At 71.0% G+C, this 9963-nt stretch carries 9 protein-coding genes; 8 read left to right on the top strand and 1 reads right to left on the bottom strand.

The window, feature by feature from the left end; all coding sequences use genetic code 11:
* Positions 1 to 1084: hypothetical protein (locus tag CCN33_RS23670; protein WP_086695525.1), on the top strand; the 1084-nt coding region annotated here is incomplete at its 5' end.
* Positions 1085 to 1088: 4 nt separating this feature from the next.
* Here the strand turns inward: CCN33_RS23670 and CCN33_RS23665 are convergent.
* Positions 1089 to 1739, bottom strand: coding sequence for a class I SAM-dependent DNA methyltransferase (locus tag CCN33_RS23665; RefSeq protein ID WP_086695523.1), 651 nt, complete (start codon positions 1737 to 1739; stop codon positions 1089 to 1091).
* A gap of 233 nt (positions 1740 to 1972) precedes the next feature.
* On the opposite strand from CCN33_RS23665, the gene CCN33_RS23660 reads away from it, so the two are divergent.
* From CCN33_RS23660 to CCN33_RS23630, 7 genes are all read left to right on the top strand, one after another.
* Positions 1973 to 3199 (top strand): M20 family metallopeptidase, encoded by a 1227-nt coding sequence (locus CCN33_RS23660; protein ID WP_086695522.1) that lies wholly within the window; start codon positions 1973 to 1975, stop codon positions 3197 to 3199.
* Between the two features lie 294 nt (positions 3200 to 3493).
* On the top strand, positions 3494 to 4549 hold the full coding sequence (locus CCN33_RS23655; RefSeq protein WP_086695521.1) for a BMP family lipoprotein: 1056 nt from the start codon (positions 3494 to 3496) through the stop codon (positions 4547 to 4549).
* Positions 4550 to 4751: 202 nt separating this feature from the next.
* Positions 4752 to 6278, top strand: coding sequence for an ABC transporter ATP-binding protein (locus CCN33_RS23650; protein ID WP_391750410.1), 1527 nt, complete (start codon positions 4752 to 4754; stop codon positions 6276 to 6278).
* A complete protein-coding gene (locus CCN33_RS23645; RefSeq protein ID WP_086695519.1) occupies positions 6275 to 7402 on the top strand; it encodes an ABC transporter permease in 1128 nt (375 codons plus the stop codon). The genes CCN33_RS23650 and CCN33_RS23645 overlap by 4 nt, the downstream gene beginning before the upstream one ends.
* The gene (locus CCN33_RS23640; RefSeq protein ID WP_086695518.1) at positions 7402 to 8691 is read left to right on the top strand and encodes an ABC transporter permease; all 1290 of its coding nucleotides are present in this window, start codon (positions 7402 to 7404) and stop codon (positions 8689 to 8691) included. The genes CCN33_RS23645 and CCN33_RS23640 overlap by 1 nt, the downstream gene beginning before the upstream one ends.
* A complete protein-coding gene (locus tag CCN33_RS23635) occupies positions 8688 to 9083 on the top strand; it encodes a cytidine deaminase (RefSeq protein WP_086695517.1) in 396 nt (131 codons plus the stop codon). Before CCN33_RS23640 ends, CCN33_RS23635 begins: the two co-directional genes overlap by 4 nt.
* Positions 9084 to 9153: 70 nt before the next feature.
* Positions 9154 to 9963 (top strand): thymidine phosphorylase (locus CCN33_RS23630; protein ID WP_086695524.1); only part of this gene is annotated, 810 nt, incomplete at its 3' end.

The raw sequence follows: 9963 nt of genomic DNA, 5'->3' as shown, positions 1-9963 counted from the left end.
TCGCGCCGGACACCCCGGCCTCCCTGCCCGCACGCTCGCCTTCGTGGAGAGCCCGGTGCAACTGCTGAACGTACTGGAGTGGGCCCACGCGGCCGGGGTGCCGGCGCGCGAGGGGGCCGGGGCGGAGCTGACGCTCGTCGTGCTGGCCCCCACCGACCCCATGACCCGGGGCCAGCTGCGCCGCATGGCCGACCTGGCCCGGGACGAGGGGTACGAGGTGCGCTGGGAGGAGGCGCGGGGCGGCGCGAGCGCCCCCTTCCAGACCGTCGGCGCGCTGACCGGGGCGCTCCGGCGGGCCGCCCGGATCGTCATGGGCGACCCCTTCTCCCGCTACGTACAGCTTCTGCTCACCATCACCCGGGCGCCCGAGCTGGTCGTGGTGGACGACGGCACCGCCACCATGGAGTTCGTCGCCCAGCTGGCCCGCGGGGAACGTCTGGTGCGCTGGCACCGCAAGGGCGGCCCGCCCGGCCCCCGTGACCTGCTCTTCGCCCCGGTCTCCGCCACCGCCCGGCGCCGGCTCACCCCGAGCGGCGGCCGGCGGGTGGAGGTCTTCTCCGCGATGCCGGTGACCGAGACCCCGGACGGCGTCACGGTCACCGCCAACGAGTTCGCCTGGACCTGCGCCCGCTTCGGCCCGCCCCGAGTGACGAAGAGCGCCGACCTGGTCGGCACCTCCCTGGTGGAGACCGGCGTCGTCGACGCCGACCGTTACCTCGCGGCCGTCCAGGCCCTGGCGAAGGCCCACGGCGCCACCCGGTACTTCGCCCACCGCCGCGAGAGCACCCCGAAGCTGCACCGGCTGGCCGTCGAGACCGGCCTGGAGATCGTCCGCCCCGACCTCCCCCTGGAGCTGATCGCCCGCCGGGGCCCGATCGGCAGCACCGTGCTGAGCTTCCCCTCCACGGTCGTCCACACCCTGCCCCTCGCCCTCAAGGGCACCGGTGTCCGCGTCGCCGTCTGCGACATAGACCCCGCCTGGCTCACCGCCCACGCCTCGCCTCGCGCCCAGGGCTTCCTGTCGGGGGTGACGGGCACGGCCCGCGACACGCACCGGCTCACCACGGTGGTGCCGGGGACCTGAGAGGTCAGTCCTTCCGCGCCAGTACGAACCCCCGCGCCCGCGCCTCCTCGCCCTGGGGCTCGCGGACCACGGACGCGACTGGGGTCAGGCCCGCCTCCGTGAGGCCGGCGGTGATCGCCGCGGGGGAGCGCAGGTAGTAGTGCAGGTCGATCTCGTACCCGAAGCGTTCCGTCAGGTGCAGGTGGTCGGCCTCGCCGGTCTGGAAGGCCAGCAGGACCGGCGCGCCGGGGCGCAGCGTGCGGTGGAACTCGGCGAAGGCGCGCGGAAGGGTGTCGTCCGGGACGTGGATCGTCGAGTACAGGGCCAGGATGCCGCCGAGGGTGGCGTCCGGGAGGTCCAGCGCGGTCATCGAGCCGACGTGGAAGCGCAGACGCGGATGGGCCTCACGGGCCAGTGCCACCATCGCGGGGGAGAGGTCCACCCCGAACACCGGCACCCCCAGGCTGTCCAGCAGGGCGGTGACGAACCCCGGCCCGCTGCCCAGGTCGGCCACCGGAGCCGGGGCGTTCTCCTTCACCAGCTCGGCGAAGGCGCTGATCAGGGAGCGGTCCAGGGGATGGGGGAGGCCCGAGGGGAAGCGTTCGGCGTACTCCTTGGCGAACGCGTCGTAGGACGAGCGGGTGGTGTGCAGGAAGTCCGCGGTGCTGTCGGTCACGCCGCCGCACCCTACCGGCGCCGCCGCGCCGCGCGGGTCCGGTCCATGGACAAACCGAGCGCCGGGGCGGCGGGCGTGGTATCCGTGGAGGGAGAAAGAAAGGTTTTACCCAACCCAGTCCGCCGCCATGCGTCCGCCGGTCAATTTTTCTTCCCTCCAACGGGCTGAACTTTTGTTGATCGAGGGTCAGTTGACCGTCCGGGCGTCCTACCCTTCAGAGGGTGAACCGATTGATGACCCGAGAGACCGTGGCCGACCTCCCCGGTGCTGTGCTCCCCGGCGCGCTCAGCGACTCACTGCACGCCGAGCTCGTAGCCTTCCGCCGCGACCTGCACATGCACCCCGAGCTGGGCAACCAGGAGTTCCGCACCACCGCCGCGATCAAGGAGCGGCTGGAGCGGGCCGGGCTCGCGCCCCGCGTCCTGGTCACCGGAACCGGGCTCATCTGCGACATCGGGCACACCGAGGGCGAGCGCTCCGGCGTACCGCTGCTGGCCCTGCGCGCGGACATCGACGCGCTGCCCATCCCGGACACCAAGGACTGCGCGTACCGGTCCACCGTGCCCGACCGTGCCCACGCCTGCGGCCACGACGTGCACACCACCGTCGTGCTCGGCGCCGGCCTGGTCCTCGCCGCGCTGCACGCGCAGGGCCTGCTGTGCCGCCCGGTGCGGCTGATCTTCCAGCCCGCCGAGGAGCAGCTCCCCGGCGGCGCCCTCACCGCCATCGCCGACGGCGCCCTCGAAGGCGTCGGCCGCATCCTCGCCCTGCACTGCGACCCCAGGGTGGAGTGCGGCCGGATCGGCCTGAGGCACGGCCCGATCACCAGCGCCTGCGACCGGCTCGACGTGGCCCTGGACGGCCCCGGCGGCCACACCGCCCGGCCGCACCTGACCACCGACCTGGTCACCGCCGCCGCCCGCGTCGCCACCGACGTGCCCGCGCTGATCGCCCGCCGGGTCGACACCCGCAGCGGACTCGCCCTGACCTGGGGCCGTATCGAGTCGGGCCACGCGGCCAACGTCATCCCGCAGCACGCCGAACTCTCCGGCACCGTCCGCTGCCTGGACCTGGACGCGTGGCGGGACGCGCCCGACATCGTGCACGCCGCCATCGACGAGGTCGCCGCCCTGCACGGCGCCAAGTCGGAGATCACCTACGTGCGCGGGGTGCCGCCGGTGGTCAACGACCGGGAGTCCGCCGAGCTGCTGCGCCGCGCGATGGTCGCCCGCTGCGGGCTGGACTCGGTGGAGAGCACCGAGCAGAGCCTCGGCGGCGAGGACTTCTCCTGGTACCTGGAGCACGTCCCCGGCGCCATGGCCCGCCTCGGCGTCCGCCGCCCCGGTGAGCGGACCGTACGCGATCTGCACCAGGGCGACTTCGACGCCGACGAGAACGCGATCACGGTCGGCGTCGAACTCTTCACCGCGGCCGCCCTGATGGAGTGCCCCGAGGTCTGAGAGGCGCCCGGCAGGACCCGCCACGGCCCCCGCGTGACACGCGGGGGCCGTTCGCGCAACGCATCCGCAGGCCATTCGTATCCGCCCCGAAACATGGCGGCCCGAGGCTCGGTAGATCGAGTTCAGGTGCCGTTTGCCTCGGTTCGATAACGGCTGCGCGAGAGGTGTTTTTCTGACATCTACGCGCGTTACGATGCCGCGAGCCGACGCCGACGGGGCGTCTCGGCCGGGGCGTCGTCAGACGCTCCCACCAAGCGCCATGGTGGCGCTCAGGTCAGGTGAAGGAGCCTTCCCGTGCGCCGGGTAGCCAAGCTTTCCGCTGCGTGTATAGCCACCGCAGCTCTCGCCCTTTCTGCCACGGCCTGTGGCAGCACCTCCTCCGAGAACGACAAGTCGTCCTCCTCCTCCGGTGACGGCAAGGGTGTCAAGATCGGTCTCGCCTTCGATGTCGGCGGCCGTGGTGACCACTCCTTCAACGACTCCGCCGCGCGCGGCACGGACAAGGCGTCCAAGGAGTTCGGCGGCTCGGTCAAGGAGCTGACCGCCAAGTCGAGCGACACCGAGGCCGACCGCGAGCAGCGCCTGTCCGACCTGGCCGACGCGGGCTACAACCCGATCGTCGCCGTCGGTTACGCCTACGCCACCTCCGTGGACAAGGTCGCCGCGAAGTACCCGAAGACCAGCTTCGGCATCGTCGACTCGGTCGTGAAGGCCAAGAACGCCGACAGCATCACCTTCACCGAGGAGCAGGGCTCGTACCTGGCCGGTGTCGCCGCGGCGCTGAAGACCAAGACCAAGCACGTCGGCTTCATCGGCGGCGTCGACGTCCCGCTGATCAAGAAGTTCCAGGCGGGCTACGCCCAGGGCGTCAAGGACACCAACCCGAAGATCAAGGTCGACGTCCAGTACCTGAGCCACGGCTCGGACACCTCCGGTTTCGCCAGCCCCGACAAGGGCAAGGAAGCCGCGCAGGGCATGCTGGACAACGGCGCCGACATCGTCTACTCGGCGGCCGGCTCCTCCGGCAACGGTGCCATCGAGGCCGTCAACGGCAAGAAGGGCGCCTGGGCGATCGGCGTCGACTCGGACCAGTACAACATCCCGGGTCTGGCCAAGTACAAGAGCTCGATCCTGACCTCGGTCGTCAAGAACGTCGACGTCGGCGTCTACGACTTCATCAAGTCCGTCCACGACGGCAAGCCGCTGACCGGCAACAACGTCTACTCGCTGGCCAAGAACGGCGTTTCGCTGGCCACGAGCGGCGGCTTCATCGACGACATCCAGCCCAAGCTGGACGCCGCGAAGAAGAAGATCGTCGACGGCTCCGTCAAGGTCAAGACCACCCCGTGATCTGACCGGTCCGCCCAGGACCATGGCTCGGCGTGGGGGCGCCTCTCGCCTCCCGCCGGGCCATAACAATGTGTCAACTCTACGCGTGTAGTACCGAGTTGCCGCGCTAGCGTCGCCGACGCCTGCCCTCCCTCCCCAACGCAGCCCCTTTCCCCGAGGAGAGTGCGCCATCAACGCGTCCAGCCCTCCCGCTGCCGTCGAACTGCGCGGCATCACCAAGCGTTTCCCCGGCGTCGTCGCCAACCGCGACATCGACATCACGGTCCGCACCGGCACGGTTCATGCCCTGTGCGGCGAGAACGGCGCCGGCAAGTCCACCCTGATGAAGATCCTCTACGGCATGCAGCAGCCGGACGAGGGCACCATCACCGTGGCCGGCGAACAGGTCGTCCTGCACAACCCCGGTGACGCCATCGCGCGCGGCATCGGCATGGTGCACCAGCACTTCATGCTCGCCGACAACCTCACCGTCCTGGAGAACGTCGTCCTCGGCGCCGAGAAGCTGTACGGCATCGGAGGCAAGGCGCGCGCCAAGATCAAGGAGATCTCCGACGCGTACGGCCTGAACGTCCGCCCCGACGTCCTCGTCGAGGCGCTGGGCGTCGCCGACCGCCAGCGCGTGGAGATCCTCAAGGTCCTCTACCGGGGCGCCAAGACCCTGATCCTCGACGAGCCCACCGCGGTCCTCGTGCCCCAGGAGGTCGACGCCCTCTTCGACAACCTGCGCGAGCTGAAGGCCGAGGGCCTCACCGTCATCTTCATCTCGCACAAGCTGGGCGAGGTGCTGTCGGTGGCCGACGAGATCACCGTCATCCGGCGCGGCACCACCGTCGGCACCGCCGAACCGAGCACCACGACGCCCAGGCAGCTCGCCGAGCTGATGGTCGGCAGCGAACTGCCCACGCCCGAGACCGAGGAGTCCACGGTCACGGACGTGCCCATGCTGGAGGTCTCCGGGCTGCACCTGGCCCAGAAGGACCTGGACGGCGTGGAGCGGATCATCCTCGGCGAGGTCTCCCTCACCATCCACAAGGGCGAAGTCCTCGGCATCGCGGGCGTGGAGGGCAACGGCCAGTCCGAGCTGGTCGAGGCGATCATGGGCATGCGCACCCTGGACGCCGGCGTCGTCGTGCTCGACGGCGAGGACGTCTCCGCCGCGCCCACCCGCCGCCGCCGCGAGGCCGGCATCGGCTACATCCCCGAGGACCGCCACCGCCACGGCCTGCTCCTGGAAGCGCCGCTGTGGGAGAACCGCATCCTCGGCCACGTCACCGAGCGCCCCAACTCCCGCCGGGGCCTGCTCGACCTGAAGGCCGCCCGCGCGGACACCGAGCGGATCGTCGCCGACTACGACGTGCGCACGCCCGGCATCGACGTGACCGCGGCCTCGCTGTCCGGTGGCAACCAGCAGAAGCTGATCGTCGGCCGCGAGATGAGCCACGACCCCAAGCTGCTCATCGCCGCCCACCCCACCCGCGGTGTGGACGTCGGCGCGCAGGCGGCCATCTGGGACTACATCCGCGAGGCCCGCCGCGCGGGTCTGGCGGTGCTGCTGATCTCCGCCGACCTGGACGAGCTGATCGGCCTCTCCGACACCCTGCGGGTGATGTTCCGCGGCCGCCTGGTCGCCGACGCCGACCCCGCGACGATCACCCCCGAGGAGCTGGGCTCCGCCATGACCGGTGCCGCCTCCGGCCACCTGGAGCACACAGAGGACGCCGACCGATGAACAAGCTGACCTCACGGATCGACAAGGAGCGGCTGTTCCTCGGCATAGCCGCGCCGCTGCTCGCGGTGGTCGCCGCGCTGCTGGTCACCACGCTGGTGATCCTCGCGACCGGCAAGAACCCGGGCGCCGCGTTCAGCGACATGGTGACCTACGGCTTCGCCAGCGACAGCCAGGTCTACATCCTGAACAAGGCGACGACGTACTACCTCGCGGGTGTCGCGGTGGCCATCGGCTTCCGGATGAACCTGTTCAACATCGGTGTCGACGGCCAGTACCGCCTCGCCGCGTTCGTGGCCGCCGCCGTCGGCGGCGTGCTCACCGTGCCGGGCTGGCTCGCCGTCCCGGTGATCATCCTGTGCGCCATGGGCACCGGCGCCCTGTGGGCGGCCATCGCGGGCGTCCTCAAGGTGACCCGGGGCGTCAGCGAGGTCATCGCGACGATCATGCTGAACTCGATCGCGACCGCGATCATCGGCTACCTCCTCCAGCCGGGCAAGCTCGGCCAGCTCGACGACGGCGGCACCCTGGTCTCCACCAAGCCGCTGCCCTCCTCGTCCTTCCTGCCGAACATCGACACCGGCCCGGCCGGCGTCCTCGACAGCCTTCTCGTGCTCGCCGTGGCCGTCGGTGTGGCGTACTGGTTCATCCTGGGCCGCACCCGCTTCGGCTACGACCTGCGCACGGTGGGCCAGTCCGAGTCGGCCGCTGCCGCGAGCGGTGTCAGCGTCAAGAAGATGATCGCCACCAGCATGATCATCTCCGGCGCGGTGGCCGGTCTCATCGGCATGCCGACGCTGCTGAACGAGGGCCACCAGTACGACAACAGCTTCCCGGCGGGCATCGGCTTCACCGGCATCGCCATCGCGCTGCTGGGCCGTAACAACCCGGTGGGCATCGCGCTCGGCGCCCTGCTGTGGGGCTTCCTGGAGCGCACCACCAACCACCTGGAGTTCCAGGGCTACGACAAGGAGATCCTCGGCGTGATCCAGGGCGTCATCGTCCTGTGCGTCGTGATCGCCTACGAGGTCGTCCGCCGCTACGGCCTCAAGCGCCAGCAGCAGCGGGTCGGTGCCGAACTCGCCGCCCAGGCCGCCAAGCCGACCGAGATGCAGGAGGTGGCGTGATGACCGCCACGATGACGGACGCGCCGCCGCCCGCGGCGCCCAAGGCCCCGGGCAGCGCCGACAAGCGCCCGGGCCGCTCCACCACCCGGCTCTTCCTGATCGTCGCCGGTGCCCTGCTGCTCATCGCCGTCGTGCGCCTGATCACCGGGGCCAACCAGCTCACCTCCGAGGGCCAGGTCAACGCCGCCCTCGGGCTCGCCGTGCCGATCGGCCTCGCCGGTCTGGCCGGTCTGTGGTCCGAGCGGGCCGGCGTGGTCAACATCGGCCTCGAGGGCATGATGATCCTCGGCACCTTCGGCGCGGGCTGGATCGGCTGGCAGTCCAGCCCCTGGCTCGGCCTGCTGTGCGGCATCGGCTTCGGTGTCCTCGGTGGACTGGTGCACGCGGTCGCCACGGTGACCTTCGGGGTCGACCACATCGTCTCCGGTGTGGCGATCAACCTGCTCGCGCTGGGCGCCACGCAGTACCTCGCCAAGCTCTTCTTCGCCGGCGGCAAGGCCGCCGAGGCGGGCGGCAACCCCAAGCAGTCCCCGCCGGTCGACTCCCTCACCGACATCACCGTGCCCGGCCTCTCCGGCGCGCTGCACTCGGTCGAGCAACACCACTGGTTCCTCATCTCCGACATCGCGGGCATTCTCGGCGGTATCGTCACCGACGTGTCCGTGGTGACGATCCTCGCCGTGCTGCTCTTCGTGGGCAGCTGGTGGGTGCTGTGGCGGACCTCGTTCGGCCTGCGCCTGCGCTCCTGCGGCGAGAACCCGGTCGCGGCGGAGTCGCTCGGCGTGAACGTGTACCAGTACAAGTACGCGGCCGTCGCCATCTCCGGCGGTCTCGCCGGCCTCGGCGGCGCCTTCCTCGCGCTGGTCACCTCGCACACGTACCTGGAGGGCCAGACCGGCGGCCGCGGTTACATCGGCCTCGCGGCGATGATCTTCGGCAACTGGCGGCCCGGTGGCCTGGCCATGGGCGCCGCCCTGTTCGGCTACTCCGACGCCCTCCAGCTCCGCAACGGCGGTGTCACCGTGCACGCCCTGCTGCTCCTGCTGGTCGTGCTGCTCGCCGCCCTCGCGGGCTGGAAGCTGTACCGCAAGGCGCTCTGGCAGGGCGTGATCAGCGCGGTCATGGCCGTACTGGTCCTGGCCTGGTACCTGTTCACCGACGAGGTCCCGAGCGACTTCGTCGGCGCCACCCCGTACGTCGTCACGCTGCTGGTGCTGTCGCTGTCCGCGCAGCGGCTGCGGATGCCGAAGGCGGACGGCATGCGGTACCGGAAGGGGCAGGGCAAGTGACCACCGCTTTCGACTGGGAGGCGCTGCGCGCCGAGGCCCGCGAGGCCATGGCCCACGCCTACGCCCCCTACTCGGGTTACCCGGTCGGCGTGGCCGCCCAGGTCGACGACGGGCGCACGGTCACCGGCTGCAACGTGGAGAACGCCTCCTACGGGATCGGCCTGTGCGCCGAGTGCGGGCTGGTCTCGCACCTCCAGCGCACCGGCGGCGGGCGGCTGACACACTTCACCTGTGTGGACGGCACCGGCGCCCTCCTCGTGCCGTGCGGCCGCTGCCGCCAGCTCCTGTACGAGTTCGGCGGGCCCTCGCTGCTGCTGGACACCCCCGAGGGCGTCCTCCCGCTCTCCGAGATGCTTCCGCAGGCCTTCGGCCCGGACCATCTCACCAAGTAAGTCCGTGCGGCCCCCCTGCCCGCTCTGCGCGCAGGGGGGCCGCACATCTGCACCTCCCGGAAGGAACTCCCTGGCCATGGACGCCATCTCCGTCATCCGCAGCAAGCGGGACCGCGCCGCACTGACCGACGAGCAGATCGACTGGGTCATCGACGCGTACACCCGCGGCGAGGTCGCCGACTACCAGATGGCCGCCCTCAACATGGCGATCCTGCTCAACGGGATGGACCGCCGGGAGATCGCCCGCTGGACCGCGGCGATGATCGCCTCCGGCGAGCGGATGGACTTCTCCTCGCTGTCCCGGCCGACCGCCGACAAGCACTCCACGGGCGGCGTCGGCGACAAGATCACGCTCCCGCTGGCCCCGCTGGTCGCCGCCTGCGGCGCGGCCGTGCCGCAGCTCTCCGGGCGCGGCCTCGGCCACACCGGCGGCACCCTGGACAAGCTGGAGTCCATCCCCGGCTGGCGCGCGCTGCTCTCCAACGAGGAGATGCTGTCGGTGCTGGACGGCGTAGGCGCGGTGATCTGCGCGGCGGGCGACGGCCTGGCTCCGGCGGACAAGAAGCTGTACGCCCTGCGCGACGTGACCGGCACGGTGGAGGCGATCCCGCTGATCGCGTCCTCGATCATGTCGAAGAAGATCGCCGAGGGCACCGGCTCCCTGGTCCTGGACGTGAAGGTGGGCTCCGGCGCCTTCATGAAGACCCTGGACGACGCCCGTGAGCTGGCCTCCACCATGGTGGGCCTCGGCACCGACCACGGCGTGAAGACGGTCGCCCTCCTCACCGACATGTCCACCCCGCTCGGCCTCACCGCGGGCAACGCGCTCGAGGTCCGCGAGTCCGTCGAGGTCCTGGCGGGCGGCGGCCCGGCGGACGTC

The sequence above is a fragment of the Streptomyces recifensis genome (genome assembly GCF_002154615.1).
GTDB lineage: Bacteria > Actinomycetota > Actinomycetes > Streptomycetales > Streptomycetaceae > Streptomyces > Streptomyces griseoluteus.
This window is presented reverse-complemented; position numbering and strand designations above follow the sequence as displayed.

Excerpts from the sequence above, each read along its gene's own strand:
- CCN33_RS23660 (WP_086695522.1), top strand. The coding sequence starts at position 1,973 with ATGACCCGAGAGACCGTGGCCGACCTCCCCGGTGCTGTGCTCCCCGGC.
- CCN33_RS23645 (WP_086695519.1), top strand. The coding sequence starts at position 6,275 with ATGAACAAGCTGACCTCACGGATCGACAAGGAGCGGCTGTTCCTCGGC.
- CCN33_RS23640 (WP_086695518.1), top strand. The coding sequence starts at position 7,402 with ATGACCGCCACGATGACGGACGCGCCGCCGCCCGCGGCGCCCAAGGCC.